Source organism: Nocardia sp. NPDC051030 (genome assembly GCF_040683015.1).
Taxonomy (GTDB): Bacteria; Actinomycetota; Actinomycetes; order Mycobacteriales; family Mycobacteriaceae; genus Nocardia.
Genome location: NZ_JBFBCD010000006.1, coordinates 472,454 through 498,565 on the forward strand (window position 1 = coordinate 472,454; position 26,112 = coordinate 498,565).

Annotated in this window: 21 protein-coding genes and 1 tRNA gene; 14 read left to right on the plus strand and 8 right to left on the minus strand. The window is 67.5% G+C overall.

What is annotated here, in order from left to right; translation table 11 throughout:
• Window position 1 precedes the first annotated feature (1 nt).
• On the minus strand, window positions 2–781 hold the full coding sequence (locus AB0N05_RS22920) for a purine-nucleoside phosphorylase (RefSeq protein ID WP_364697644.1): 780 nt from the start codon (window positions 779–781) through the stop codon (window positions 2–4).
• Between the two features lie 147 nt (window positions 782–928).
• On the opposite strand from AB0N05_RS22920, the gene AB0N05_RS22925 reads away from it, so the two are divergent.
• The 3 genes from AB0N05_RS22925 to AB0N05_RS22935 all read left to right on the plus strand — a co-directional run bounded on the left by AB0N05_RS22925 (window position 929) and on the right by AB0N05_RS22935 (window position 4,315).
• The gene (locus AB0N05_RS22925; RefSeq protein ID WP_364697646.1) at window positions 929–1,636 is read left to right on the plus strand and encodes an enoyl-CoA hydratase/isomerase family protein; all 708 of its coding nucleotides are present in this window, start codon (window positions 929–931) and stop codon (window positions 1,634–1,636) included.
• Window positions 1,637–1,838: 202 nt separating this feature from the next.
• The gene (locus AB0N05_RS22930; RefSeq protein WP_364697648.1) at window positions 1,839–3,050 is read left to right on the plus strand and encodes a M20 family metallopeptidase; all 1,212 of its coding nucleotides are present in this window, start codon (window positions 1,839–1,841) and stop codon (window positions 3,048–3,050) included.
• Between the two features lie 59 nt (window positions 3,051–3,109).
• The gene (locus AB0N05_RS22935; RefSeq protein WP_364697650.1) at window positions 3,110–4,315 is read left to right on the plus strand and encodes a M20 family metallopeptidase; all 1,206 of its coding nucleotides are present in this window, start codon (window positions 3,110–3,112) and stop codon (window positions 4,313–4,315) included.
• Window positions 4,316–4,527: 212 nt separating this feature from the next.
• On the opposite strand, the gene AB0N05_RS22940 is transcribed toward AB0N05_RS22935, so the two are convergent.
• A complete protein-coding gene (locus AB0N05_RS22940; protein ID WP_364697652.1) occupies window positions 4,528–5,004 on the minus strand; it encodes a gamma-glutamylcyclotransferase in 477 nt (158 codons plus the stop codon).
• Window positions 5,005–5,251: 247 nt separating this feature from the next.
• Here AB0N05_RS22940 and AB0N05_RS22945 point away from each other — a divergent pair, with 247 nt between their 5' ends.
• The 4 genes from AB0N05_RS22945 to AB0N05_RS22960 all read left to right on the plus strand — a co-directional run bounded on the left by AB0N05_RS22945 (window position 5,252) and on the right by AB0N05_RS22960 (window position 10,619).
• Entirely contained in the window at window positions 5,252–6,655 is a 1,404-nt protein-coding gene (locus tag AB0N05_RS22945; protein WP_364697653.1) for an NAD(P)H-quinone dehydrogenase, read from the plus strand.
• Window positions 6,656–6,893: 238 nt separating this feature from the next.
• The gene (locus AB0N05_RS22950; RefSeq protein WP_364697655.1) at window positions 6,894–8,012 is read left to right on the plus strand and encodes a hypothetical protein; all 1,119 of its coding nucleotides are present in this window, start codon (window positions 6,894–6,896) and stop codon (window positions 8,010–8,012) included.
• Between the two features lie 75 nt (window positions 8,013–8,087).
• Window positions 8,088–9,281: a hypothetical protein gene (locus AB0N05_RS22955; RefSeq protein WP_364697656.1), complete on the plus strand. Its 1,194-nt coding sequence runs from the start codon at window positions 8,088–8,090 to the stop codon at window positions 9,279–9,281.
• Between the two features lie 120 nt (window positions 9,282–9,401).
• Window positions 9,402–10,619, plus strand: coding sequence for a PLP-dependent aminotransferase family protein (locus AB0N05_RS22960; RefSeq protein WP_364697658.1), 1,218 nt, complete (start codon window positions 9,402–9,404; stop codon window positions 10,617–10,619).
• Here the strand turns inward: AB0N05_RS22960 and glpK are convergent.
• The gene (gene glpK / locus AB0N05_RS22965; protein WP_364697659.1) at window positions 10,604–12,100 is read right to left on the minus strand and encodes a glycerol kinase GlpK; all 1,497 of its coding nucleotides are present in this window, start codon (window positions 12,098–12,100) and stop codon (window positions 10,604–10,606) included. The genes AB0N05_RS22960 and glpK overlap by 16 nt on opposite strands.
• Before the next feature lie 195 nt (window positions 12,101–12,295).
• Between glpK and glpD the strand changes: the two genes are divergently transcribed.
• A complete protein-coding gene (gene glpD, locus AB0N05_RS22970) occupies window positions 12,296–14,053 on the plus strand; it encodes a glycerol-3-phosphate dehydrogenase (RefSeq protein WP_364697661.1) in 1,758 nt (585 codons plus the stop codon).
• On the opposite strand, the gene AB0N05_RS22975 is transcribed toward glpD, so the two are convergent.
• Window positions 14,035–14,673, minus strand: a complete 639-nt coding sequence (locus AB0N05_RS22975) for an NAD(P)-binding domain-containing protein (protein ID WP_364697662.1) — start codon at window positions 14,671–14,673, stop codon at window positions 14,035–14,037. The two genes, glpD and AB0N05_RS22975, sit on opposite strands and share 19 nt — an antisense overlap.
• Before the next feature lie 162 nt (window positions 14,674–14,835).
• Here AB0N05_RS22975 and AB0N05_RS22980 point away from each other — a divergent pair, with 162 nt between their 5' ends.
• On the plus strand, window positions 14,836–15,063 hold the full coding sequence (locus AB0N05_RS22980) for a hypothetical protein (RefSeq protein ID WP_364697664.1): 228 nt from the start codon (window positions 14,836–14,838) through the stop codon (window positions 15,061–15,063).
• A gap of 58 nt (window positions 15,064–15,121) precedes the next feature.
• Here the strand turns inward: AB0N05_RS22980 and AB0N05_RS22985 are convergent, their stop codons facing one another.
• A complete protein-coding gene (locus tag AB0N05_RS22985; protein ID WP_364697665.1) occupies window positions 15,122–15,889 on the minus strand; it encodes a DNA-formamidopyrimidine glycosylase family protein in 768 nt (255 codons plus the stop codon).
• A 13-nt stretch (window positions 15,890–15,902) separates the two neighbouring features.
• Window positions 15,903–20,684, minus strand: a complete 4,782-nt coding sequence (locus tag AB0N05_RS22990) for an ATP-dependent helicase (protein WP_364697667.1) — start codon at window positions 20,682–20,684, stop codon at window positions 15,903–15,905.
• 107 nt (window positions 20,685–20,791) lie between these two features.
• On the opposite strand from AB0N05_RS22990, the gene AB0N05_RS22995 reads away from it, so the two are divergent.
• Window positions 20,792–21,337 carry a histidine phosphatase family protein gene (locus AB0N05_RS22995; protein ID WP_364697669.1) on the plus strand — a complete coding sequence of 182 codons (546 nt, stop codon included), beginning with the start codon at window positions 20,792–20,794 and terminating at the stop codon, window positions 21,335–21,337.
• On the opposite strand, the gene AB0N05_RS23000 is transcribed toward AB0N05_RS22995, so the two are convergent.
• Window positions 21,288–21,932, minus strand: coding sequence for a TetR/AcrR family transcriptional regulator (locus AB0N05_RS23000; protein ID WP_364697670.1), 645 nt, complete (start codon window positions 21,930–21,932; stop codon window positions 21,288–21,290). The genes AB0N05_RS22995 and AB0N05_RS23000 overlap by 50 nt on opposite strands.
• A 67-nt stretch (window positions 21,933–21,999) precedes the next feature.
• Here AB0N05_RS23000 and AB0N05_RS23005 point away from each other — a divergent pair, with 67 nt between their 5' ends.
• The 3 genes from AB0N05_RS23005 to AB0N05_RS23015 all read left to right on the plus strand — a co-directional run bounded on the left by AB0N05_RS23005 (window position 22,000) and on the right by AB0N05_RS23015 (window position 23,938).
• Complete coding sequence (locus AB0N05_RS23005; protein WP_364697671.1) at window positions 22,000–22,959, plus strand: patatin-like phospholipase family protein; 960 nt, start codon at window positions 22,000–22,002, stop codon at window positions 22,957–22,959.
• Entirely contained in the window at window positions 22,956–23,807 is an 852-nt protein-coding gene (locus AB0N05_RS23010; protein WP_364697672.1) for an SDR family oxidoreductase, read from the plus strand. Before AB0N05_RS23005 ends, AB0N05_RS23010 begins: the two co-directional genes overlap by 4 nt.
• Window positions 23,808–23,863: 56 nt before the next feature.
• Window positions 23,864–23,938: transfer RNA gene (locus tag AB0N05_RS23015), tRNA-Ser, on the plus strand.
• 72 nt (window positions 23,939–24,010) lie between these two features.
• On the opposite strand, the gene AB0N05_RS23020 is transcribed toward AB0N05_RS23015, so the two are convergent.
• On the minus strand, window positions 24,011–25,540 hold the full coding sequence (locus tag AB0N05_RS23020) for an aldehyde dehydrogenase family protein (RefSeq protein ID WP_364697673.1): 1,530 nt from the start codon (window positions 25,538–25,540) through the stop codon (window positions 24,011–24,013).
• Between the two features lie 58 nt (window positions 25,541–25,598).
• Here AB0N05_RS23020 and AB0N05_RS23025 point away from each other — a divergent pair, with 58 nt between their 5' ends.
• Window positions 25,599–26,051: an Lrp/AsnC family transcriptional regulator gene (locus tag AB0N05_RS23025; RefSeq protein WP_067720610.1), complete on the plus strand. Its 453-nt coding sequence runs from the start codon at window positions 25,599–25,601 to the stop codon at window positions 26,049–26,051.
• Window positions 26,052–26,112: the final 61 nt, after the last annotated feature.

Sequence of the window (26,112 nt, forward strand, 5' to 3'; positions counted from 1 at the left end):
CCTACAGCGATTCCAGGACGCCGCGCAGCAGTTTGCCCAATCGTGGTGCGGCGGCGTGGCCTTCGGCCAGGACCTCGGCGTGCGAGAGGTGCGCGCCGGTGACTCCGGCGGCCAGGTTGGTGACGAGCGAGATGCCGAGCACCTTGGCTCCGCCCTCGCGGCAGGCGATGGCTTCGAGCACGGTGGACATGCCGACCAGGTCCGCGCCCATGGTGCGGAGCATGCGGATCTCGGCGGGCGTCTCGTACTGCGGTCCGGTGAGGCCCGCGTACACGCCCTCGGTCAGGCTCGGGTCGACTTCCTTTGCCAGGGCGCGCAATTCGGGATCCCAGGCGTCGACGAGGTCGACGAAATTGGCTCCCTCGATCGGCGTGCGCCCGGTGAGATTGAGGTGATCGCCGATCAGTACGGGTTCACCGACCGCCAGCCCGTCGCGAATGCCACCCGCCGCATTGGTCAGCAGGATGGTCTGCGCGCCCGCCGCGATGGCGGTGCGCACATTGTGGACGACGTTCGCCGGGGTGTGGCCCTCGTACAGGTGCTGGCGGCCCATGAGCAGCAGCACGGGCGAGTCGTTCACGACGACGGAGTGGATGGTGCCCTGATGACCCTGTGCCGTGGGCGATCCGAACCCCGGCACTTCACCCATCGGAAGGGAGGTGGCGGGCTCGCCGATTTCGGCGGCGGCCTCCTGCCAACCCGATCCGAGTACCACCGCGACCCGGTGGTTCTGCTGTCCCGTTCGTTTGGCAATCGCCTCGGCGGCCTGCTCGGCTAGCATGTCTGCCACCCTAGTCCCAGGCGATCTCGCGCGCTCGGGGGCCGCGCGGACCTGCCGTTTTCGCACCTTTTGCCCGGCGAACGGGGGTGGCAAAAGAATGGCTACCCGTCGGTAGGTATTCGAATACGGCCCGGCTACTCTGCACCCATGCCGTTTTTGAAGCGTGATGGGGACGTATTCGTCCTGTACCTCGGGGCCGAGGGCCAGACCATCGACAGCGAGAACCGCTTCCACCCGGATTGGATCACCGAGGTCCACTCGCTGCTGGACGAGGTCGAGGCCTCCGAGGGTCCGGCCGCGCTGGTCGTGACCTCCGCCGGCAAGTTCTTCAGCAATGGTCTCGACACCGATTGGCTGTTCGGCAATTTCGACAAGAACTGCTGGTACCTGGACCGGGTGCATTCGCTGTACACCCGCCTGCTGACCTTCGGCATGCCGACCGTCGCGGCCGTGAACGGGCACGCCTTCGGTGCCGGTGCCATGCTGGCCACCTCCTGCGATTTCCGCGTCATGCGCGCCGATCGCGGTTTCTGGTGCCTGCCCGAGGTGCACCTGGGCATGCCGTTCACCGTCGCCATGAATGCCCTGCTGACCAACCGCCTGGCCAATCAGGTGGCGGTCGAGGCCATGACCACCGGCCGCCGCTACAGCGCCGATGACGCGATTGCCGCCGGAATCGTGGACGGCAAGGCGGATGCCGAGTCGTTGCTGTCCGTGGCCGTCGCGCGCGCGGAGATGCTCAAGGGCAACCGCAAGCCGAACCTGCCGGTCATCAAGAAGGCGCTGCACCAGAACGCGCTCGCCGGTCTGGCCGTGGAGACCACTCCCGAGAATCTGGGCTTCAACCCGAGCTGAGTCCGCGCACACACAGTTTTCTTCCGGGTCTCGAATCCACACCTCTGCTGGGGGTTTGGATTCGGGACCCGACTTTTTTCCGGGGATGCGGCGGTGATGCCCCCGAATCTTCCACCCGTTTCCCCTAATTACCGGCCCAGCCGGAGGGATTTCCGGCTTACCTGATGCGCGGCGGCGCGATGGTAGTGCAAGACTGTGTGACATGCCACCATCGCCCGATGCGACGGTGTTCGCCGCGGTCGATTCGGCGATCGCCGTTGCCCGCGATCAGTTGATCGCGCTGTCGCACAGCATTCACGCCGAACCCGAACTCGCCTTCCAGGAATTCCGTAGCGTCGAGAAGACCATGGAACCGTTGCGGGAGCGCGGTTTCCACATCGAAAAGGCGGTCGCGGATCTGCCGACCGCCTTCAGTGCTGAATACGGCAATGGTGACTTAGTGGTCGGTATTTTTGCCGAATACGACGCTTTGCCCGAAATCGGTCATGCCTGCGGGCACAACATCATTGCCGCCTCGGCCGTCGGCGCCGCGCTGGGCCTGGCCTCGGTGGCCGATGCTTGCGGCCTCACCGTCAAGCTGTTCGGCACGCCCGCCGAGGAGAGCGGCGGCGGCAAGGTGATCATGCTGGACCACGGCGTCTTCGACGATCTGGCCATGGCGCTCATGATCCATCCGGGCCCGGAGGATATCGCCGGCGCGCATTCGCTGGCGCTCGCGGATTTGTCGGTGGTTTATCGCGGCCGGGAATCGCATGCCAGCGCCGCCCCCGAATATGGGCGAAATGCCGGAGATGCCGTAACCATCGCACAAGTTGCTTTGGGTTTGCTCCGGCAACATCTACTTCCCGGACAGCAACTACACGGTATAGTCGGCTCGGGCGGCGTAGCCCCCAATATCGTGCCTGGACACGCGGAACTGCTGTATTACCTACGGGCAGTCGACTCCGCGGCCCTCGAAGATCTGATGCGACGCGCATCGGCCTGTTTCGAGGCAGGAGCCCTGGCGACCGGATGCACACAGGAAATCCGGAAGCTCGCGCCGACATATACCGAGCTCACTCCCGACAGCGCACTACTGTGTGCCTATCGCGAGCAGATCCGCGAACTCGGACGCGAGCCCATTGCCCCGGAACTCGAGGCGCAACGGCCGCTGGGCAGCACCGATATGGGCAATGTAACCAACGTCATCGCAGGCATTCACCCGGTCATCGGCATCGACGCCGGGGGAGCGGTGACGCATCAGCCCGCGTTCGCGGCGGCGGCCGTGAACCCGTCGGCCGACCGCGCGGTCATCGACGGGGCAACGGCTTTGGCTCGCACCGCGATAACTATCGCAGGCGATCAATTTCACAGGGACAGGTTGTCGGAACGCGTCATTCAACGGCAGTTTCAGCGACAGGAGGACATTCGGTGAGCACAACCGGCCGGTCCGCGGCGCGAAGTAGCAGTATCGGACCGAAAGCAGGGGCCTGCATGAGCACACAGGCCGCTGCCAGCGTCGCAATGGAACCGGCGACCGGGCACGAGACGGTCGAGGCATGGCTTTCGGAGCACACGGACGATCTGATTTCGTGGCGCAGGCACATCCATGCCAACCCGGAGCTCTCCCGCACCGAGTTCGCCACCACCGAGTTCGTGGAGTCCTGGCTGATCAAGGCCGGTCTCGAACCTCGCAAACTACCGAGTGGCACCGGCATCATCTGTGATATCGGCCCCGATACTCCCCGCATCGGGCTGCGCGCCGACATGGACGCGCTGCCACTGCAGGAGTACACCGGCCTGCCCTTCGCCTCCACCGTGCCGGGCGTCTCGCACGCCTGCGGGCACGATGCGCATACGACCATCCTGCTCGGCACGGCGCTGGCCCTCGCCGAGATCCCGGACCTGCCGGTCGGTGTGCGGCTGGTCTTCCAGCCCGCCGAGGAGGTCATGCCCGGCGGCGCCATCGATATGGTCGCGGCCGGAGCCATGGAAGACGTGTCGCGCATGTTCGCCGTGCACTGCGATCCGCGCCTCGAGGTCGGCCGGGTCGGCATTCGCGTGGGTGCCATCACTTCCGCCGCCGACACCGTGGAACTCGTCCTCGATTCGCCCGGCGGCCACACCTCCAGACCGCACCTCACCAGCGATCTGGTCTACGCCATCGGCACCGTCATCACCGGCCTGCCCGGCCTGCTGAGCCGCCGCATCGACCCCCGCACCAGCACCGTCATGGTCTGGGGCGCGGTCTCGGCGGGCAAGGCCCCCAACGCTATTCCGCAGACCGGCATGCTCACCGGCACCGTCCGCACCGGCGACCACGCCACCTGGTCGCTGCTCGAGCCCATGGTCCGCGAGATCGTCGAGGGCCTGCTCGCCCCCACCGGCGTCCGCTACCAGCTCAACTACAAGCGCGGCGTCCCCCCGGTAGTCAATGACGAACAGGCCGTCCGCATGTTCGAGGACGCCATCCGCGGCCTCGGCCCCGACGCCCTCACCGACACCCAGCAATCCGGCGGCGGCGAGGACTTCTCCTGGTACCTCGAAGAGGTCCCGGGCGCGATGGCCCGCCTGGGCGTCTGGTCCGGCCAGGGCGAACAACTCGACCTGCACCAGCCCACCTTCGACATCGACGAGCGGGCACTCGCGGCAGGCGTCCGAGTCATGACGAACATCGTCCTGAACGCACAGGCACACTGACGTACACACACCCGACCACAGGACCGGGCCGCACCCCAGCTGGGGTGCGGCCCGGTTTTTTGGTCGTTCGGAAACTGCGACAACTGATTTCGCAACGGTCCGGATAACTCGTCGGGTACGCCCAAAATCGGTGCCGTGCCTGACCGCACCACGCGACGACAACTGGCAACGGCTCTCAGCCGGGCGCTGAAGTCTCGGGGAGGCGGGGGAGCTCAGCCGAAGGTGCCGGGGCCGACGTTCTTGCTATTGCGGGTGCGCAGGGCGAGGACGTAATCGGCGGGGGCTCCGGCCTTTTCGGCGGCGTCGGAGATCACGCCGATGTAGCGAGCCGAAGGTAGGCCGCCCTCGTACGCGTCCAGCACGTAGAGCCAGGCGAGGACCGGGTCGGTGCCCGTTCCCTGGTTCGGGGTGACGCGAAGCCGGATCTTCTTGTGGATGCCGAAGTCGGAGCCCTCCCAGCGATCCAGACTCAACTCGTCCTCACTCGGGACGTCGTAGAGCACTACGAAGACGCGTGAGCCCGGCTCCTCGACCACCGTCGCGAGCGGCCCCTCCCAGCCGATGTCGTCCCCGGCGAAGGTGAGGCGCCAACCCTCCAGCCAGCCGGTTCCGTACACGGGGGAGTGCGGACAGCGCTTGAGCATCTGCTCGGGATCCATGTTGGACCCATAGGCGGCGTAAATCGGCACCGTAGAAGCCTATCGAACAATCGCCCCCAACCATCCCCGATCCCTATCACCGGGCGGTTCGGGCGGGTTCAGCAACCGTCCGGTTCGAGGGTTCGTGCCGTGGTGAGGCGCCCTGCGGGGTTCGGTGGGGGTACCCGAGAATTGTGACGAACTTGTCTTCAGATGCGGTCGGAGCTGTGCGAATTCAGCCCGATAACCTTGTACATCGGTACCGGAGATCCCGGGACCGAGGCAGAAGCGAGGGACAATGACCCGCATTGCGATCATCGGAGGCGGACCCGCCGGTTACGAAGCGGCGTTGGTCGCGGCACAGCACGGGGCTCCGGTCACGTTGATCGACTGCGACGGTATCGGCGGTGCGTGTGTGCTGTGGGACTGTGTGCCGTCGAAGACTTTCATCGCATCCACCGGCGTCCGCACCGATCTGCGGCGCGCCCGGGACCTGGGCATCACCGTGCACCCGTCGCAGGCGCAGGTGCGATTGGCCGAGGTGAACTCCCGAGTGAAGGCGCTCGCGCAGGCGCAGTCCTCCGATATCAAGGTGAAGCTGCAGACCGCGGGAGTCACCGTGCTCTCCGGGCGTGGCGAAATCATCGATCAGGCCCCGGGTCTGGCCACCCACCTGGTGAAGGCCACCCTCGCCGACGGCCAGCAGCAGCTCATCGAGGCCGAGGTCGTGCTCATCGCGACCGGTGCCAGCCCGCGCGTGCTGACCGGCGCCGAGCCGGACGGTGAGCGCATCCTCACCTGGCGTCAGCTCTACGACCTGCGCGAACTCCCCGAGACCCTGGTGGTCGTGGGTTCCGGTGTGACCGGCGCCGAATTCGTCTCCGCCTACACCGAGATGGGTGTGAAGGTGAAGCTGGTCTCCTCCCGCGACCGCGTGCTGCCCGGCGAGGACGCCGACGCCGCGCTGGTGCTGGAGGAAGCCCTCGCCGAGCGCGGTGTGGAACTGGTCAAGCACGCCCGCGCCGATGCCGTGGAGCGCACCGCGGACGGCATCGTGGTGAAGCTGTCCGACGGCCGCAATGTGACCGGCTCGCATGCGCTCATGACGGTGGGCTCCATCCCCAATACCGAGAACCTGGGCCTGGGCCGGCTCGGCATCGAACTCGACAAGGGCGGATACCTGCGGGTGGACCGGGTTTCGCGGACCACCGCGCCCGGCGTCTACGCCGCGGGCGACTGCACCGGCCTGCTGCCCCTCGCGTCCGTGGCGGCCATGCAGGGCCGCATCGCGATGTACCACGCACTCGGTGAGGGCGTGGTGCCGATTCGCCTGAAGACCGTCTCGTCCGCGGTGTTCACCCGCCCGGAGATCGCGACCGTCGGCGTCAGCCAGACCGCCATCGACAATGGCGAGGTCCCGGCCCGCACGGTGATGCTGCCGCTCAACACCAACCCGCGCGCCAAGATGCTGGGCCTGCGTAGGGGTTTCGTGAAGATCTTCTGCCGTCCCGCCACCGGTGTGGTGATCGGCGGCGTCGTGGTGGCCCCCATCGCCTCGGAGCTGATCCTGCCGATCACCCTTGCGGTGCAGAACAATCTGACCGTCAATGACCTCGCGCAGACCTTCTCGGTGTACCCGTCGCTGACCGGTTCGGTGACCGAGGCCGCCCGTCAGCTCATGCGTCACGACGACCTCGACTGAGGTTTCCGGCCCCGCCGATTCGCAGTGGTGAGGCGGCACAGGCGTTTTCGAAAGCCCAGGTGATCGAGCTCGCCTTGCTGCGTTGTCTCCCTTGTGATTCACTTCGCCACGGAAGCGATCGGCAGGGCGGTCGCGAGCGACGCCGCGGGGGGACCCCGATCTCCCACTCCGCGCGTTGCTCGGCTTCGCCCTCGTCTCGGATCGTGCCGATGAGGGACGAAGAGGAAACGAGCGAAACGTGAAGCACCGCAAGCCGAGTCGGATCAAGGCGAGCACCTCCCTGACGCTGGTCGGCGCGGCCGCCGTGGTGACCCTGCTGGGCTCGCCCGCGAACGCCGCCCCCGCCGACCCGGGTGTCGTTCCGACCGCACCCGACAAGCAGCCCGACGCCACCACCGACAACCCGGCCCCCGAGAACCCCCAGAACGGCGCCGGCACCGGCGGCAAGCCGGAGGTGGTCAAGCCCGATACCAAGCCGAGCCAGCCGGGCGTCACCACGCCGGGCACGCCGAAGCCGGACACCACCCAGCCCAATGGCGGCCAGCCCGCCGGTGACGCCCCGAAGACCGATCCCGGTGCCGCACAGCCCGCCGGTGATCAGCCCAAGCCCGCCGATCCGGGCGCCGCGCAGCCCGCGGTGCAGAAGCCGACCCAGCCGGGCGTGACGGTGCCGCGCGTGGCGCCGCTGCCGGTGCCGGGCCAGAGCGTTCCCGCGGTCACCGCGCCGGATGCGGGCCAGCCGGCGGTGCAGACCAAGCCGGAGCAGAATGCGCCTGGCGCACAGGTGAATCCGGGCACCACCAAGCCGGAGACCACCGACAACAGCACCCAGGATCCGGCGCTGAACACCCTCACCAGCGAGCCGACCGTGCAGCAGCCGCGCTGGCAGGCGCCGGTCGTGGAGACCGCTCCCGCCGCGCCCGTGGTCGAGATGACCGGCCCGCACACCGAGGTCGGCGCGAATATCGACGGCGGCGGCCTGCTGCCGGGCTGGGCCGCGAACACCCACCACTTCAGCAATCTGGACGGGTACGTCGGCACCATCGGCTACACCACGCCGGGCGGTCTGGGCGAGGCCGGCGTGTCGCTGGACTTCACCACCCTCAACCAGATCAAGGTGACCGCCTTCGCCACCGCCAATGCCGGTGACGATCGCAAGATGGAGTTCTACCTCGACACCACCGCGGCCAATGCCGCCAAGACGGATGCCGAGAACTTCGTCCGGCTGCTGCCCGGCGGCACAGTGATCCTGGACGCGGCTGCGCAGATTGGTAAGCTCCCGCAGGGTGAGATTCCCGGACAGACGGTCGACCTCGGCGGCCTGACCACGCAGGTGGGTGGTTCGGTCCAGTACTGAGCGAGCAGCAACAGAGTCATCGCGTGGGGCGGTCGTCAGCGACCGCCCCACGCGTGTGTGGCGAAAGGATGGGTGATGGCTTCCGGCAAGGATGACTCCGCGGACCGCCCGGATCCCCAGCCGGGATCCGAACCGGAGTCCGAGTTCGGGCCGTCGCTGTCCGAATTCGGGCCGTCCTTGAACGATTTCGGTCCCGCACCCGATCTGGGCGCGGCCGGATGGACGCCCGCGCCGGTGCCGCAGAACCCGGATCTGAGCTGGCGGCCCGCGGACGCGGCCCCGCCGGTGCCGCCCCCGCCCGCGCAATATCGGGCCCCGGACTCCTGGATGCCGCCGACGACCGGGCAGTACCCGGCGGTGAACGGCTCGTCGCCCTTCGGGGATCCGACCGAGGTGACGACGAAATTCGACGCACCGAACGGGTCGCCGCAGATGGGTTGGGCTCCGGCGACGGGACAGTTCCCGGCGGTGACCGAGCCGGTTCCGGCCGCGCCGGAAGCCCCGAAAGCTCCGGACGCACCTGCTCCCGCTCCCGCCGAGGAAGCCGATTCCACGTCGTGGTGGCGCTCTTCCTCGCCGACCGGATTCCCGCCGACACCGCCCTCCACGCCGGAATCATCGGGCACCGAAGGCGAGTCGCTGTCGTGGGCGGACGATCCGATCGCCAAGATGCTGGCGCCCAAGACGGCCGCGAAAGTCACTCCGCCGCAAGAGGATAAGCCGGATCGTCCGGTGAAGAAGATCGCCGCGATCGCCGTCGGCGGGGTGGCGTTGGTGGCCGTGATCGGGGTCGCCGCCGTGGCAATGCTGAGCGGTGGCGGCGATAAGGACGACACGCAGGCGGACCCGACTGCGGGCGGCCCGGCCACCGCGGCCGCGCCGACGACCGCCGCCGCACTGAGCTGCCCGTCCAAGCGCGACGGCAATCTGACCATCGGCAACGGCTCGGGCAGTACACGCACCGGCGCCGAGGCGATTCTCGGTTTCCAGCACGCCTTCTACACCGATCGCAGTGGCGTGAAGGCGCGCTCGTTCGTCGCGCCGGACTCGGTGAACGTGTCCACGGCGGAGGTGATCCAGAAGGACGGCATCGATCCGACGCCGAAGGGGGTCAGCTATTGCGTGCGGATCGTCGAGGTGGCTCCGGAGACCTATGACGCGGACCTGACCGTGCACAGTCCCGACGGCACCACCGCGGTCTATCCGCAGCGCATCACCACCGTGGATCGGGAAGGCAAGCACCTCATCTTCGCGCTCGAGGGACGCTAGGTCCCGGGCGCTGGATCACACCACCTGCGTCCCAGAATATGAGAAAGTCATTTCATATTCTGGGTAGCGTTATGAAACAGTGGGGTTTCGCGTACCCCGGCGTTCCCTCGGAGGTGTTTCATGTCGGCGACCACTCCGCCACTGTCCCGGCGGCTCGACAGCTTGCAGAGCTCGGCCATTCGTGACCTGCTCAAGCTGACTTCCCGCGCCGACATCATCGGCCTCGCCGGTGGCCTCCCCGACGCCGAACTCATGCCCCGCGACCGCATCGCGGCCGCCGCCGAAACCGCCCTGTCCAGTCGCGCGGTCCTGCAATACACCGAATCCCCCGGCTGGGGCCCGCTGCGCGAGGTCCTCGCCGCCCGTGAATCGGCCCGCACCGGCCGCCCGCTGTCCATCGACGAAATCTTCGTCACCCACGGTTCGCAGCAGGCGCTGTCCCTGCTGGCCGAGGTGCTCCTGGATCCCGGTGCGCTGGTGATCGTCGAGGATCCGGCGTATGTCGGTGCGCTGCAAGTCTTCCGGGCCGCCGGAGCCCGCATCCTCGCCGTCCCCCTGGACTCCGAAGGCATGCGCCTGGACATCCTGCGCGACCTGCTGGCGAAGGGTGAACGCCCCGCATTCGTCCACACCGTCAGCAACTTCCACAACCCCGGCGGCGTCACCATGAGCTCCGCCCGCCGCCGCGAACTCGCCGAACTCGCTGACGCGCACGGCTTCTGGATCATCGAGGACGACCCGTACGGCGAACTCTGGTTCGACCAGCCCGCCCCCGCACCGGTTGCGACCTACTCGCCCAACGTGATTCGCCTCTCCAGTGCTTCCAAGATCCTGGCCCCCACCCTGCGCGTCGGCTGGATGATCGCCCCCACCAAGGTCTGTCGCGCCGTAGAACTCCTCAAGCAGGGCGCAGACCTCTGCGGCTCCGCCCTCACCCACCAGATCGCCGCCGACCTCCTGGCCGACACCGATTGGCTCACAGCCCATATCGACAAAGTCCGCAACATCTACGGCGAACGAGCCCACGCCCTGGTCGACGCTGTCCGCACCCGCTTCGGCGACCGCATCACCTGCACCGAAGCCACCGGCGGCATGTTCCTCTGGGCCGACTTCACCGACGGCACCGACACCCAAGCCCTCCTCCCCGCCGCCCTCGACGCGGGCGTCGCCTACGTCCCCGGCTCCGCCTTCGCCGTCTCCACCGACTACACCCACTCCATGCGCCTGTGCTTCACCACCTCCGAAGCGGCCATCCTCACCGAAGCGGTGGATCGCCTGGCTCGCGCGCACGCGGCAGCGGAATCCCAAGGCGCGGTAGGGAATCAGGCCCAGTTGTAGGTGCGCTCCACGGCCTTGTTCCACTCGTGCATGAGGTTGTCGCGGTCGGTGGTGGACATGGTGGGGGTCCAGCGCTTGTCCTCGGCCCAGTTGGCGCGGATATCGTCGGTGCCCGACCAGTAGCCGACGGCCAGCCCGGCCGCGTAAGCCGCACCGAGAGCGGTGGTTTCGGTGACCACCGGGCGGACGACGGGGGCGTCGAGGATATCGGATTGGAACTGCATGAGGAGTTCGTTCACGACCATGCCGCCGTCGACCTTGAGCGTCACCTTCTCGACGTCCAGGTGCTGGGCGGCGGAGTCGGCGCGCATGGCGTCGATGACCTCGCGGGTCTGGAATGCGGTGGCCTCCAACACCGCTCGCGCGATATGAGCCTTGGTGACGAAGCGGGTGAGGCCCGCGAACACGCCGCGCGCGTCGGGCCGCCAGCGGGGCGCGAAGAGGCCGGAGAAGGCGGGGACGATGTAGCAGCCGCCATTGTCGGCGACCGTGCGGGCGAGGGGTTCGATCTCGTCGGCGTTGGTGATCATGCCGAGGTTGTCGCGCAGCCATTGCACCAGTGAGCCGGTGACCGCGATGGAACCCTCCAGGGCGTACACGGCGGGTTGGTCACCGAGCCGGTAGCAGACCGTGGTGAGCAGCCCGTGCTCACTGAACACCGGCGTCGTGCCGGTATTCATGAGCATGAAATTGCCTGTGCCGTAAGTGTTCTTGATGTCGCCGGTGGACAGGCACGCCTGCCCGAAGGTGGCGGCCTGCTGATCGCCCAGAATGCCCGCGACCGGTACGCCCGCGAGTGCGCCGGTGGTGATGTCCGCGTACACCTCCGAGGAGCTGCGGATGGTCGGCAGCATGGCCATGGGTACGCCGAATTCCGCGCAGATCGTCGAATCCCATTGCAGGGTGCGCAAATCCATCAGCATGGTGCGTGAGGCATTGGTGACGTCGGTGAGGTGCTGGCCGGTGAGATTCCACAGAATCCAGCTGTCCATGGTGCCGAAGCACAGTTCCCCGGCCTCGGCGCGCTGGCGGGCTCCCGGTACCCGGTCCAGGATCCAGCGCAGTTTCGGCCCGGCGAAGTAGGTGGACAGCGGCAGTCCGGTGCGATCGGCGTACCGGTTGGGGCCCTCGGACCCGGCGAGTTCCACGGTCAGATCGGCGGTGCGGGTGTCCTGCCAGACAATGGCATTGTGAATCGGCTTGCCGGTGGCGCGTTCCCACACCACGGTGGTCTCGCGCTGATTGGTGACGCCCGCCGCGGCGATCTCGCTCGTGCCGACACCGCACTTGTCGAGCACTTCGGCGATCACGGATTCGGTATTGCGCCAGATGGTTTCGGCATCGTGTTCGACCCAGCCGGGTTGCGGGAAGATCTGTTCGTGTTCGCGCTGGGCGACTCCGACTATCCGCCCGTCGTGATCGAAGATGATGCAACGACTCGACGTCGTGCCCTGGTCGATGGCAGCCACAAAGCGACGCATTCGAGCAGGCTACTCGACGGCCCGGGGTGAGCGGTGACATGACACCACCGCCGTCGCGGGTCGCACCACGACCGATTACCGTGGGCTACGGTTACCTGCGGGTAGCCCCGGGCAACACCTTCGACCAGAGCGCTTTCGACCAGTTATCGAGACGACGCCGCGTCGGCACTACGGCGCAGGCTGGAGGAGTCGAGCATGACGAAGCAACCGCGATCGCAGTTCCTAGGCCCCGAGCAGCGCGAAGCTGCCTGGGCCCGGCTTGGCAAGGACACCTTCGACGTCATCGTGATCGGCGCGGGAGTGGTCGGCGCGGGCATCGCGCTCGATGCCGCCACCCGCGGCCTGGAAGTCGCGCTGGTGGAGGCCCGCGATCTCGCCTCCGGCACGTCCAGCCGCTCGTCGAAGATGTTCCACGGCGGTCTGCGGTACCTGGAGATGATGGAATTCGGGCTGGTCCGGGAGGCGCTCAAGGAGCGCGAGCTGGCGCTGTCCACCCTCGCACCGCATCTGGTGAAGCCGCTGCGCTTCCTGTACCCGCTCAGCCATTACGTCTGGGAGCGGCCGTACGTGGCCGCCGGGCTCACCCTGTACGACACCATGGGTGGCGCGAAATCCGTTCCGGGACAGCATCATCTGACCAAATCCGCGGCACTGCGACTGGCCCCCGGGCTCAAGGACGACGCGCTGACCGGTGGCCTCACCTACTACGACACCGTCGTCGACGATGCCCGCCACACCATGACCGTGGCCCGCACCGCCGCCCACTACGGCGCGGTCATCCGCACCTCCACGCAGGTGGTCGGCTTCCTGCGCGAGGCGGACCGGGTGGTCGGGGTGAAGGTGCACGACAGCGAGGACGGCCGCACCACCGAGGTGCGCGGCAGCGTCGTCATCAATGCGACCGGCGTGTGGACCGATGAAATCCAGTCACTCGCGCAACAACGCGGCCGATTCCATGTGCGAGCGTCCAAGGGCGTGCATATTGTCGTCCCGCGCGACCGCATTGCCAGCGACACCTCGATCATTCTGCGCACCGAGAAGAGCGTGCTGTTCGTCATCTCGTGGGGCACCGACCACTGGATCATCGGCACCACCGACACCGACTGGAACCTCGACCTCGCGCACCCGGCCGCCACCAAATCCGATATCGACTACCTGCTCGGGCATATCAACAAGGTGCTGGTCGCGCCGCTCACGCACGCCGACATCACCGGTGTCTACGCGGGCCTGCGGCCACTGCTGGCGGGGGAGAGCGACCAGACCTCCAAGCTCTCCCGCGAGCATGCCGTCGCCCGCGTCGCCCCGGGCCTGGTGGCGATCGCGGGCGGTAAGTACACCACCTACCGCGTCATGGCCTACGACGCCGTAGACGAAGCCGCACAGGACATTCCGCAGCGCGTACCGCCCACCATCACCGAGAAGGTGCCGCTGCTCGGCGCGGACGGCTACCACGCCCTGATGAACCAGACCCCGCACCTGGCCGAGAAGTACGGCGTGCATCCGTACCGAATCCAGCACCTGCTCAACAGGTATGGCTCGCTCATCGACGAGGTGCTCGGTCTCGCCGACGGCAAACCCGAACTGCTGCAACCGATCACGGCCTCACCCGGCTACCTGCAAGTGGAGGCCGTCTATGCGGTGGCCGCCGAAGCCGCCCTGCACCTGGACGACATCCTGGCGCGGCGCACCCGCATCTCCATCGAATACGCGCACCGCGGCGTCGACTGTGCCGAACAGGTGGCCCGCCTGGTCGCCCCCGTGCTCGGCTGGGACGAGGCCGAAATCGCCCGCGAGGTCGACACTTACAACGCGCGCGTCAAGGCCGAGATCGAATCCCAGACCCGTGAGGACGACGCCTCGGCGGATGCGCTCCGCCAGGCCGCCCCCGAACCCCGGCCGCAGATCCTGGAGCCGGTACCCGTGCCCACCGACAATCAGCGCACGAGTTTGTAGTTGAACGCCAGGGTGCCGAGCGGGCCCATCAGACGCACCCACTGAATGATCATCATCTCGGTGCCGCGCGCGGTGGTGATGTCGCCGACGTCCACGATGTCGAGCCAGCCGAATTCCCGAAGCAGTTGGGTGACAGTGGCTTTGGCGTCGGCGTCATCGCCGGAGACGAAGATGGTGTGGTCGCCGTCGGCCAGCTTGGCCGGATACGCCATGATCTCGGCATTGACGGTATTCAGCGTCTTCACCACACGGGCATCGGGGAAGGCGCGCTGGATCTGCTCACCGACCGAATCCGTATTGCAGACCGCCAGATGCGGCGGGAAACCATTGGAGAAGTCCAGCGGATTCGACACGTCGATGATCACCTTGCCCGCCAGGTTCTCCGCACCCGCGCCCTGCAGCGCGGCCACGCTGACCTGCCCGCCGGTGGCATTGATGACCAGCTCGGCATGCGCCGCGGCCTCCGGCGCGGTCCGCAGCGGCGCGGGGAACTCCGCTTCCGCCTTCGCCTCGGTGGCGGCCACATCGCGAGTGCCGATGACCACGTCGTGCCCGAGTTCCACCAACCGCGCGGCCAGGGTGCGACCGACATTGCCGGTGCCCAGGATTCCGATTTTCATAGCGCCACCCTAGGAGCGAAACCACAGCGTGGGAATGGTTTTCGCGCAGGACGAAATGTTCGGTCACGCTGAGCCTTGGTCATGAAATGTTCACGGTCCCCTTGATGAAGTAGTCGCAGCGGTCCGAACGACACGACCGCCTAGACGAAAAAGGAGATCTTCATGATCAAGACCGTTCTCGCCGCAGGCACCCTGGCCCTCGCCGTCGTCGCCGGCGGCACCGCCATCGCCTCCGCCGAAGAGGCCCAGGTCGAAGGCAACTACTCCACCCTCGCCGCCTGCCAGGCCGACGGCCCCAACGTCCAGGTCAACCGCGACAACAACTCCTGGACCACCTGGGACTGCCGCCAGGGCAACGACGGCCTGTTCTACCTCTTCCTCTCGCGCTAACCACGACGCTGACTCGGGGGCGCGCAAGGCGCCCCCGCTCAGTCCCCCGCGTCCGACCTCAGTTGGGTGAGGGCTGACAGCGCGGGCAGAAGTAGATGCCGCGATCCGCACGGGTTGCGGTGGAATCGTCGCCCAGTAAATGGACGACCAGGTTCGTGCCGCAGCGGCGGCAGGGGCGGCGTTGGCGGCCATAGGCCAGTGCGCGCCACGGCGGTTCGTGTGCCGCTTTCATGAGGACTCGATGGGCCTCGTCGACCAGGGCGGGTAAGTCGGGGATCGCGTGGACGGGAGTGGCGGGGTGGACGCGGCGGAGGAAACAGATCTCGCTGCGGTAGATATTGCCGATACCCGCCAGGTTTCGCTGATCCAGTAGGGCCAAGCCGATCGGGAGATCGGGGTGCCTCTCGAGCCGCCGGATTGCTTCGGCGGCATCCCAATTCGGGCCGAGTAGATCCGGGCCCAGGTGATCGGTGACGGTGTGCTCGTCGGGAAGGCGCAGCACTTCCACCAGACCGAGGGAGAAACCCACCGCCTCGGACTCCGCGGTGGCGAGCACCAAGCGAGCGGTGAATCCGGGCTTGGTCCAGCGCTGACCGGACGGATAGACCCGCCATTCGCCTTCCATTTTTAGGTGTGTGTGAATGCTGAGCTCGGGCGTTCGGACGAACAGATGCTTGCCGTAGGTGCCGACACCTTCCACCTGCTGCCCGCGCAGATCGAGGGTCGCGTATTTGGGTACCCGGAAATCGCTGCGGGTCAGCGTCTTTCCGGCCAGCGCCTTACGCAGTCGCTGCGCGGTCAGGAAAACGGTGTCGCCTTCCGGCATCAGCGGGGCTCATTCACGGCTTGCTCCGGAGCCGGAATCCCTTGGGGGTGGCCGCGAAGCCCGCCTCGGAGAGGAAGCCGGCGAAGGTATTGCCGTGTACCGATTCGCCGTTCACTCGATCGATCACGAGGGAATCCACTCGGCGTTCGGACACCAGACCGGCCAGGGCCGCCGCGGCGGCGGTGCGCACATTCGGGTCCTCGGTGAAGGTGAGCAGGGTCTTTCCGCCGCGTTCCAGGTAGAGGGCCAGGTCGCCATCCACCAGTACGACCAGGGCTCCCGCCTTGCGGCCCGGCCGATGTCCGGCTCCCTCGGCGGCCGCCTTCGGCCAAGGCAGAGCCGCTCCATACGCATTCGCGGGATCGCAGGCCGCCAGGACCACGGCCTTTCCGGCGTCGCGGCCCTCTGCCCCGGGGCGATCGGTGTCGAAGGACCGTAGTCGATCCACCACATCGGTTGTCGAGAACTGCGCCCCGCCCAGCGAATCCACGAAATATCCGCGCCGACAGCGTCCTCGGTCCTCGAACTCGGTCAGGACTCGATACATCAGGGCGAACCCGCCGGGGACCCCTTCACTCTGCACAGGCCCGCGTGTCAGCACTCCGTACCGCTCCAGGAGCACATCCGCCGTGGCGTGGGCGCGAACGGTGTTGTCCACCAGTCGTTCCGGAAGCAGTGACCAGCGGCCCGCCGCGTTCGGCGGGCTGACTCGCGCGGGCATGCCGGTGCGCGGTAGGTACATTCGCCCGCGCGGTGCTCGCCGGGGTGTGCGATGTGCCGTCGTGGTCCGGGTGGTTCCGGACAGCAGTGCCCGCACCGGCGCGAAAGTATCGCCCGCCATGTACCCGGCCCACACCAGTTCCCAGAGCGCCGTGACCACGGCCGCCTCGTCCTCGACCCCGGTCGCCTCGGCCAGTTGCCGGAAGAAGTACGCCCCGCCACCAGCCGTATCGACCACGGCGGACTGCTCGACAACAGTCGCGCCCATGGCCATGAGCAAGCTGATCTGGGTTGGTGTGAAGTCGATTTCGGTGGAGGGGAGGAGGGTGAGGGGTGCCTGTTCGGCTGGATGCAGGGCGATCCAGCCGTCCTTGGCGGTGATCGAGCCGTGGCCCGACCAGAGGACTTCACCGGTGGAGAGGAGTTCATCCAGCAGGGCGGGGGAGTAGTCGCGGACTCGGGACGGAAGGATCAAGGATTCCCAGGCCGAGGCCGGGATCGGTACGCCCGCAAGCTGTTCCACGACGGCGGCCACGCCGTCCACCCCGCGCAGTTCGCCGGTGCCGACGTGCTGCCAAGCGGGCAGGAAGCGGGCGAGGGCGGCCGTCGCCACAGGCTCGACTTCCTTGCGAGCGGCGGCCAGGGAGCGGCGGCGCAGGCGACGCAGCACCTCGCTGTCGCACCATTCCGCGCCCGCCGAGCCTGGCGTGAATTCGCCTTCGACCACGCGCTTTTCGAGGCCGAGGCGATGCAGGGCGGTGGCCGCCACCGCCGTGCCCAGGCCGAAGCGGTGCGCTACCGCGGTAAGTGTGAACGGTCCGTGCGTGCGGGCGTAGCGTCCGACCAGGTCGCCGAGCGGATCGGCGACCGGCTCGATGAATGCCGCGGGAACTCCGATCGGCAGCGGCACGCCCAGCGCGTCGCGCAGTCGCGCGGCATCCTCGATGGCCACCCACCAGCGTGAGCCCGCGAACGAGACCTCCAGTGCGCGATGGCTTTTCACCAGTTCGTCGAACCATGGTCGCGGATCGTCGGTGCAGCGTTCGGTGGCTTCCTCCGTGGTCAGCGGTCCGAGTAGCCGGAAAAGGTCGGCGAGCCCTTCCATGTCCCGCGCATGCCGCTCCGGTGTGAGCCGCTGCAATTCCCGTTCGGTCTGCTCGAGCACGGCGGCATCGAGAAGTTCCCGCAGCTCGACCCGTCCGAGCAGTTCCGCCAGCAGGCTGGAGTCCAGCGACAGTGCCGCCGCCCGCCGTTCGGCGAGGGGACTGTCGCCCTCGTACATGAACTGCCCGACGTAATCGAAGAGCAGCGAATTCGCGAAGGGCGACGGCGTGGCCGTCTCCACCTCGACAAGCCGCAACTGTCGCCGCGCGACCCGCCCCAACAGCTCTCGCAGCGAAGGCAGGTCGTACACGTCACGCAGACATTCCCGCACCGTCTCCAGCAGGATCGGGAACTCCGGGAACTTCCGCGCCACATCCAGCAGCTGCGCCGCCCGCTGCCGCTGCTGCCACAACGGTGCCCGCTTCCCCGGATCGCGTCGCGGCAGCAGCAAGGCCCGCGCCGCACACTCCCGGAACCGGGAAGCGAAAAGCGCCGACCCCCCGACCTGTTCGGTCACGATGTCATCGATCTCATCGACGTCGAACACGAACAGATCCGCCCCCGGCGGCTCATCCGTCGTATCCGGCAACCGCACCACGATCCCGTCATCCGACGGCGTAGGCGCGGCATCCACCCCGAACCGCTCCCGCAGCCGAGCCGCCACCGCCAAGGCCCAAGGCGCATGCACCGCAAGCCCATACGGCGAATGCAGAACCACCCGCCAGTCGCCCAGCTCATCCCGGAACCGCTCCACCAAAAGCGTCCGATCCGTAGGCAATTGCCCGGTGGCCTCCCGCTGCTCAGCCAGGAGCGACACCAGATTCGCCGTCGCATTCTGATCCAGCCCAGCCGCCACAACGATCTGGTCCAGCGCGGTCCCGGCACCACCTGACTCCGACTCCGCACGCGGGCCGCGCGAGCGTTTCGCCGCCCCGCCCTGCCGCGCGTCGATCGCCGGATCATTGTCGATGCCATTGGCATTCGATGCCGCGGACGCCGTTCCGGCATCCCCCACGAACTCGTTCAGCGCCGTGGCCAGAGGGACAAGGCCGTCCTTCTTGCCTCGGGTAGTGGCCTTGGCCCGGACACTTCCCGGTGACTGCTCGATCGCCTGCCCGGTGGTGCGTACGAATTCGCCGAGTGCCGCACCCAATTCGGCGGGGCGGCCTAGGCCGTCGCCGTGCCAGAAGGGGAGGCGGCCGGGGAGGCCGAAGGCGGGGGTCACCAGGACTCGGTCGAAGGTGATCTCTTCTATGCGCCAGCTGGTGGCACCGAGGGCGAAGACGTCGCCCACGCGGGATTCGTAGACCATCTCCTCATCGAGTTCGCCGACGCGGGAGGCTTTTTCGCCGACCATGAACACGGGGAAGAGGCCGCGGTCGGGGATCGCGCCGCCGGAGGTGACGGCCAGGCGTTGCGCGCCGGGTCGGCCGGTGAGGGTGCCGGCGTCGCGGTCCCAGACGATGCGCGGGCGGAGTTCGGCGAATTCGTCGGAGGGGTAGCGGCCGGAGAGCAGGTCCAGGACCGATTCGTAAGCCGAACGGGGAAGGGCGGCATAGTTTCCGGTGGCACGCACCGTCTCGAACCAGGTGTCGGCGTCGATCGGTTCGAGGGCGCAGGCGGCGACCGTCTGCTGAGCGAGAATGTCGAGGGGGTGGGCGGGAATCTTCAATTCTTCGATCTGCCCGGCGGTCATGCGCAGTGAGGCCACCGCGCAATGGATTACATCGGTGCGGTGCTTGGGAAAGATGACCCCGCGCGAGATCTCACCGACCTGATGCCCGGCACGTCCCACTCGCTGCAAGCCGCTCGCCACCGAAGGCGGCGCTTCCACCTGCACCACGAGTTCGACCGCCCCCATATCGATGCCGAGTTCGAGACTGCTGGTCGCGACCACGCATCGCAGCCGCCCACTCTTGAGGTCGTCCTCGATGATGGCCCGCTGTTCCTTGCTCACCGATCCGTGATGGGCGCGCGCCAAAAGTGGTGCCGCACCGTGAATCACCTCGGTCGACGCCCCCAACTGCGCGGGCGGGGCATGCTCGGTATCCACCGTCTCGCCGAGCCGGGTCGCATAGGCCTCGTTCAATCGTGCGGTGAGTCGTTCGGAGAGCCGCCGCGAATTCGCGAACACGATGGAAGACCGGTGTTCCAGCACCAGATCCACGATGGCCTCGTCCACATGCGGCCAGATCGACCCGGGCTGATCCGAATCAGCGCCTCCCGCATCGGGTTCGGTCATATCGGCGACCGGCACCCGCACCGACAGGTCGAAGGTCTTGGCCGCGGGCGGCGACACGATGGTGATGGGTGCGTCGCCGACCAGGAACCGCCCCACCTCCGCGGGAGGTCGGACCGTCGCCGACAGCCCGATCCGCTGCGCCGGTCGCTCGAATCCGGGCGTCCCGGACCGCAGCAAATCCAGTCTGGCCAGTGAAAGCGCCAGGTGCGCACCGCGTTTGGACCCGGCGATGGCGTGCACCTCGTCCACGATCACGGTGTGCACTTCGCTGAGCGTCTCCCGTGCCGCCGAGGTCAGCATGAGGAACAGCGACTCGGGCGTCGTGATCAGAATGTCCGGCGGCGTGCGCTGCATGGACCGCCGATCGGCCGCCGTGGTGTCGCCCGACCGCACCCCCACCCGGATCTCCGGCGCAGGCAGCCCCAGCCGCTTGGCCGTCTGCGTGATCCCCACGAGTGGTGCCCGTAGATTGCGCTCCACATCCACGGCCAAGGCCTTCAGCGGCGAGATGTACAGCACCGAGGTCTTGCGCTTCTCCTGCGGCTCCCGGGTGGCCAGCCGATCGAGCGCCCACAGAAATGCCGATAGCGTCTTACCCGACCCGGTCGGCGCGACGACCAGCGTGTGCTCGCCCGCCGCGATGGCCTCCCAGGCCCCCAGTTGCGCGGGCGTCGGCGCGGGAAACGCGCCGTCGAACCACTGCCGGGTGGCGGGGGAGAACCGATCCATGGCCCCAGTCTGCACCCGCCCACCGACAACTCGGCCCGCCCCCGGGAGGCGAGCGAAGGACGGGCAATCGAATCACGCCCGCCGTACCCGCGCGTAATGTTCCCTCCGTGCAGAAGGTGCTCCGACTCGACTTGGTCAGCCATGGAATGACCGAGGCGATGCGAAAAGCACGATTCCCCGTAGACGAACCACTCACCGAGGCCGGTCGCCGCGCGGTCTCGTCGTGCGGTCGCCTGCAAGAGGGCCGCGTGCTCACCGCCCCCGAACGCCGTGCCACCGAAACCGCCGCGCTCATGGGACTCATGGGTGCCGAGGACGACCGACTACGCGACCTCGACGCCGGAGCCTGGCGCGGCGGCGAACTCATGTCGGTGCCGAAAGAGGATCTCTACCTCTGGCTGACCGATCCCGGCTATCGCGGCCACGGCGGCGAATCGGTGGTCGACGTGGTCGAGCGCACGGGCGAGTGGATGGCCGATATCGCCGTGATGGGCGAACCCACCATCGCCATCACCCATCCGGCGGTCATTCGCGCCGCCCTGCTGGTCACCCTCGACGCCCCCGCGAAATCCTTCTGGCGCATCGATGTTCCCCCGGTCAGCGTCACCCGCCTGCACTATCGCGGCGAATGGACCCTGCACTTCCGGCCGTGAGGTTTTGAGCTTGATACAGCATGGCCCGCACCGCATCGGTGATCAGCCCGGCGGACAGGCTCGGATCGATGGCCCGCTGAATACCCAGCCCGAGTCCCAGACTCAGAACCGCGGTGGCCGCGTCCTCGGCGGGCAGCGGCAGCGTGAGCCCCATGGAATCCGCCAGCCCTTGTAGCTGGGCGGCAATGGTCCCGCGCACCATCCCCAGACTCGACACCAGCGCGGCCTGCAATGCCGGATCGTCCCGCGCCACGATGGCGAACTCGAATTCCAGCATGGTCCAGCCGACATCGCCGAGGGTCCGCGCGGCCCAGTCCTGAAACCGTTCGAGCCGATCCTCGAGCTCGTCGCTGCCCGCGAGTAGCTCGCCCACTTCCGAGAACTTGGTCTCGTGAATGAACCCGAGTACCTCGAGACACAACTCCTTCTTGGTCCGGAAGTTCGAGTACACCGCGCCCTTGGAGTACCCGGCCTCCTCCGCGACCCGCTCCAGGCTGGTCTTGGCGTACCCGTCGGTGAGGAACAGGTCGCGCGCGGTCGCGAGCAGGTCCGCGCGGGTGCGGGCCTGGCTCTCGGACCGGGTCAGTCGTGGCATATGGCGATTCTATGTACTGCAAGTTTTGGGATACCGCCGGTATCTGAAAAATGATATGTTCGAGACCATGAGTAACAGGAACGGGTCACATCGACGTGGCCTGGCCATCGGCTGCGGGGGCACGCTCGGCGCGGCGTGGATCGTGGCGGCCCTGGCCGCGGCGCGGGACGTACTGCAGTGGGATCCGCGCGAAGCGGACGTCATGATCGGCACCTCGGCCGGTGCGGAAATGCTGACCATGCTCGGCAGCGGCATCGGCGTGGACGAACTCGTCGCCATGCAGGACGGCACCTCCACCAATCCGATCCTCACCGCGCACATGCGTTGCGAGCCGGGCCGATTCCCGCCCCTGCCCCGCCCGCGCCTCGGCGCACCGGCTCACGCCGTGCGCTCCCTGCTCGCCGGACCCGGCAATGGTCACGCCCTGCTCACCGCGAGTAGTGGCCTGCTCCCGCAAGGCAGCGGCGACCCGAGTTGGCTGCAACGCCTGGCCGATCGGCTCAACCCCGGACGCGGCTGGGTGGAACATCCGGCGACCTGGCTGGTGGCCATGGACCAGGACAGCGGCGAGCGCGTCGCCTTCGGCTCACCTTCCGCTCCGGACGCGAATCTCGGTGCGGCACTGCGGGCTTCCTGGGGTGTACCCGGCTGGTTCCCGCCCGTGCCGATCGACGGCCGCCGCTTCATCGACGGCGGCGCGGCCTCCACCGCCTCCGCGGACCTGCTCATTCCGGCCCAGCTCGACGAGGTCGTGGTGCTCGCGCCCATGGCTTCGACCGGGCGCATCCCCGCCACCAGCCCCGGCCACCTGCTGGAACGTCAGTTGCGAAATCGTATGAGCGAGAAGCTCGATGCCGAGATCGCGCTGCTGCGCGCGAGTGGCACCAAGGTGCTGCGCCTGGACGCCACCGCCGAGGACCTCGAGGTCATGGGCCCCAATTTCATGGACGGCCGTCGCCGCCTCGCCACCTTCGAACACAGCTTGAAGAGCACTCGCAAGGCAATGGAGCAAGGAACCTTCGCATGAGCATTATCGGAAAGAATTACCCCGCAATCGATCTCGCCGGTGCGCGAGTGCTGATCACCGGTGCGGGCCGCGGCATCGGCCAGTCCACCGCGGAATTGTTCACCCGCCGGGGCGCGGAAGTCGCCATCGCCGATGTGGATACGGCCGCCGGTGCGGCGGCCGCGGCCGCGCTCGGCGCAGTCTCCTTCGAACTCGATGTGCGCAATCGTGACCAGTGGGACAAGGTCGTCGCCGACTTCGGTCGCATCGACATCCTGGTCAACAATGCGGGCGTCATGCCCGCCGGAGCCTTCCTCGACGAGCCGGATGCGGTGGGCCACACCGCCATCGACGTGAATGTTTGGGGTCTCATCCACGGCATGCGGGCCGTCGTCCCCGGCATGATCGATCGCGGCAAGGGCCACGTCGTGAATGTCGCCTCCCTGGCGGGCAAGATCCCGATCGCGGGCCTGGCCGTCTACAACGCCAGCAAGTTCGCCGCTGTAGGCCTTTCCGCCGCAACGCGTCTGGAGTTCGCCCCGCAGGGTGTCAGCGTCAGCTGCGTCATGCCGTCGGCCGTGCGCACCCGCCTGTCCTCGGGCCTGGCCCTCGGCAATGGCATGCCCACCGTCGATCCCGAGGATGTGGCGGCGGCCATTCTCGCCACCGTCCGCACCCGAAGGGCCGAGGTCGCCGTCCCGAACTTCTTGGGCCCCATCGACGTAGCCTTGGCCGCCGCGCCGGAACCGGCGGTACGCCTGGTCCGCCGCCTCTTCAATGGCGACCGCGCCCTGCACCCCGCCGACGAATCCACCCGGGCGAAGTACGAGGAGCAGATCCGCGCCATCAGCATCGACGAACCGGCCTGACCGGAAAACCATTCGACCGCCGCACGCACCGGGCGCTACCGTGATCTCACGCGAGTGCCCGGTGCGCAGGCAGCGGATACTTCGGACCTTTCGAGCGAAAGTTCATGCGGGTTCGAGTCCCGCCGTCGGCTTCGGCCGACGTGGCGAAATTGGCAGACGCAAAAGGCAAAAACCGCCGCCGACTTCGATCTCGGGCCCTCGCGTTATTCGAACCGAATCCCCTGTGCCAAGGGGAGTTCGGTGGAGTAGTTGATGGTGTTGGTGGCCCGGCGCATATAGGACTTCCACGAGTCCGAACCGGACTCACGCCCGCCGCCCGTCTGCTTCTCGCCACCGAACGCGCCGCCGATCTCCGCACCCGACGTGCCGATATTGACATTGGCGATACCGCAATCGGACCCGTCGGCGGCCAGGAACCGTTCGGCCTCCCGCTGATTCTGCGTGAAGATGGCGGACGAAAGCCCCTGCGGGACACCATTGTGCAGCTCGATGGCCGCGTCCAGATCCTGATAGGTGAGTACGTAGAGGATCGGTGCGAAGGTCTCCTCGCGCACCACCGCGGTCTGCGCGGGCATGCGGACGATGGCCGGTCGCACATAGTAGGCGTCGTCGCCGAAGCCCTCGACTCGTTCACCGCCGCAGATCAATTCGCCACCATCGGCCTGCGCACGTTCGAGGGCCTTCTGCATATCGGTATAGGCCTTGCCATTGATGAGCGGTCCGACCAGCACGCCATCATCGAGCGGATTCCCCACGTGCAGTTGGTTGTACGCGGACGAGATGCGATCCAGCAGCGGCCCGACCACATCCACATGCACGATGAGCCGCCGCAGCGTGGTGCATCGCTGTCCCGCCGTCCCCGCGGCCGAGAACACGATGCCGCGCGCGGCGAGATCCAGATCCGCCGACGGCGTCACCACCGCGCCATTATTGCCGCCCAATTCGAGTAGGCAGCGGCCGAATCGAGCGGCCACCCGGGGCGCGACGATCTGCCCCATGCGGACCGATCCGGTCGCGCTCACCAGCGCCACCCGCGGATCGTCCACCAGTCGCGCACCGACCTCGGCAGCACCCTGAACAAGCTGGTGCACTTCGGGATCCGCGCCCACATCGAGCGCGGCCCGACGCAGCAGCGAATGACAGGCCAGCGCCGTCAGCGGTGTCGCCTCGGAGGGCTTCCACACCACCGTGTCCCCGCACACCAGCGCGAGCGCGGTATTCCACGCCCACACCGCGACCGGGAAGTTGAAGGCCGAGATCACGCCGACCACGCCGAGTGGATGCCAGGTCTCCATGAGCCGGTGCTCGGCCCGCTCCGAAGGCATGGTGTGCCCGTACAACTGCCGGGACAGCCCGATGGCGAATTCGCAGATATCGATCATTTCCTGGACTTCGCCGCGCGCCTCCGCGCCGATCTTCCCCGCTTCCAGGGTGACCAGCTGCCCGAGTTCGTCCTGATGCTCGGTCAGTAGCTGGGCGAGTCGCCGGACCACGGCCGCGCGCTGCGGGGCGGGTACGGTGCGCCAGTCGCGAAAGGCATCGGCGGCGCGGTCGATGGCGCGATCCACGTCCGCGACCGTGCTCGGCTGCAAACTGGTCAGTTCGCTGCCGGTAATGGGGGAGCGCACCGAGAGTGCGCCCGGTTCCGGCGGTTCGGCTCCGAGTGCGCGCAAGATCGACTCCGTGCGAGTGCGGAGTTCACGCGAGGTTCGCTCGGTCAGTGCAGAGGACATTGGCAGCTCCAGTATGGGTTCCGGCCACGAGTTCGGTTCGCTGAGTTAGCCTTCGCTGATGGCGGATACACCGGCGAAACCCGTACTCGACGACATCGATCGACTGCTGATCCGTGAGCTGATTGCCGATGGCCGCGCCACCCTGTCCAATCTTGCCGAAAAAGCGAATCTGTCGGTGTCGGCGGTACAGTCGCGGGTCCGGCGGCTGGAGGCGCGGGGCGTGATTCGCGGGTACACGGCCAATGTCGACCCCGAGGCCCTGGGGCAGATGCTGTCGGCATTCGTCGCGATCACTCCTCTCGATCCATCTCAGCCCGACGACGCACCGGCGCTGCTGCAGCACATTCCCGGCATCGAAGCATGTCATTCGGTGGCCGGGGATGAGAGCTACATGCTGCTGGTGCGCGTGGCGTCCCCGCGGCACCTGGAGCAACTGCTGCAGGAGATCCGGGCGACAGCCAATGTCAGGACACGAAGCACCATCATTCTGCAGACATTCTATGACAAGTAGCTTCTGCTCGTAATAAATCCGATATTTACGGCACACACCGTAAATATTCGTTTACCCTGGG

Coding starts and splice junctions, on each gene's coding strand:
- AB0N05_RS22955 (WP_364697656.1), top strand. CDS start 8,088: ATGGCTTCCGGCAAGGATGACTCCGCGGACCGCCCGGATCCCCAGCCG.
- AB0N05_RS22985 (WP_364697665.1), bottom strand. CDS start 15,889: ATGCCGGAAGGCGACACCGTTTTCCTGACCGCGCAGCGACTGCGTAAG.
- AB0N05_RS23020 (WP_364697673.1), bottom strand. CDS start 25,540: ATGTCCTCTGCACTGACCGAGCGAACCTCGCGTGAACTCCGCACTCGC.
- glpK (WP_364697659.1), bottom strand. CDS start 12,100: ATGCGTCGCTTTGTGGCTGCCATCGACCAGGGCACGACGTCGAGTCGT.
- AB0N05_RS22960 (WP_364697658.1), top strand. CDS start 9,402: ATGTCGGCGACCACTCCGCCACTGTCCCGGCGGCTCGACAGCTTGCAG.
- AB0N05_RS22980 (WP_364697664.1), top strand. CDS start 14,836: ATGATCAAGACCGTTCTCGCCGCAGGCACCCTGGCCCTCGCCGTCGTC.
- AB0N05_RS22925 (WP_364697646.1), top strand. CDS start 929: ATGCCGTTTTTGAAGCGTGATGGGGACGTATTCGTCCTGTACCTCGGG.
- glpD (WP_364697661.1), top strand. CDS start 12,296: ATGACGAAGCAACCGCGATCGCAGTTCCTAGGCCCCGAGCAGCGCGAA.
- AB0N05_RS22990 (WP_364697667.1), bottom strand. CDS start 20,684: ATGGATCGGTTCTCCCCCGCCACCCGGCAGTGGTTCGACGGCGCGTTT.
- AB0N05_RS22975 (WP_364697662.1), bottom strand. CDS start 14,673: ATGAAAATCGGAATCCTGGGCACCGGCAATGTCGGTCGCACCCTGGCC.
- AB0N05_RS22935 (WP_364697650.1), top strand. CDS start 3,110: ATGAGCACACAGGCCGCTGCCAGCGTCGCAATGGAACCGGCGACCGGG.
- AB0N05_RS23000 (WP_364697670.1), bottom strand. CDS start 21,932: ATGCCACGACTGACCCGGTCCGAGAGCCAGGCCCGCACCCGCGCGGAC.
- AB0N05_RS23005 (WP_364697671.1), top strand. CDS start 22,000: ATGAGTAACAGGAACGGGTCACATCGACGTGGCCTGGCCATCGGCTGC.
- AB0N05_RS23010 (WP_364697672.1), top strand. CDS start 22,956: ATGAGCATTATCGGAAAGAATTACCCCGCAATCGATCTCGCCGGTGCG.
- AB0N05_RS23025 (WP_067720610.1), top strand. CDS start 25,599: ATGGCGGATACACCGGCGAAACCCGTACTCGACGACATCGATCGACTG.
- AB0N05_RS22945 (WP_364697653.1), top strand. CDS start 5,252: ATGACCCGCATTGCGATCATCGGAGGCGGACCCGCCGGTTACGAAGCG.
- AB0N05_RS22920 (WP_364697644.1), bottom strand. CDS start 781: ATGCTAGCCGAGCAGGCCGCCGAGGCGATTGCCAAACGAACGGGACAG.
- AB0N05_RS22930 (WP_364697648.1), top strand. CDS start 1,839: ATGCCACCATCGCCCGATGCGACGGTGTTCGCCGCGGTCGATTCGGCG.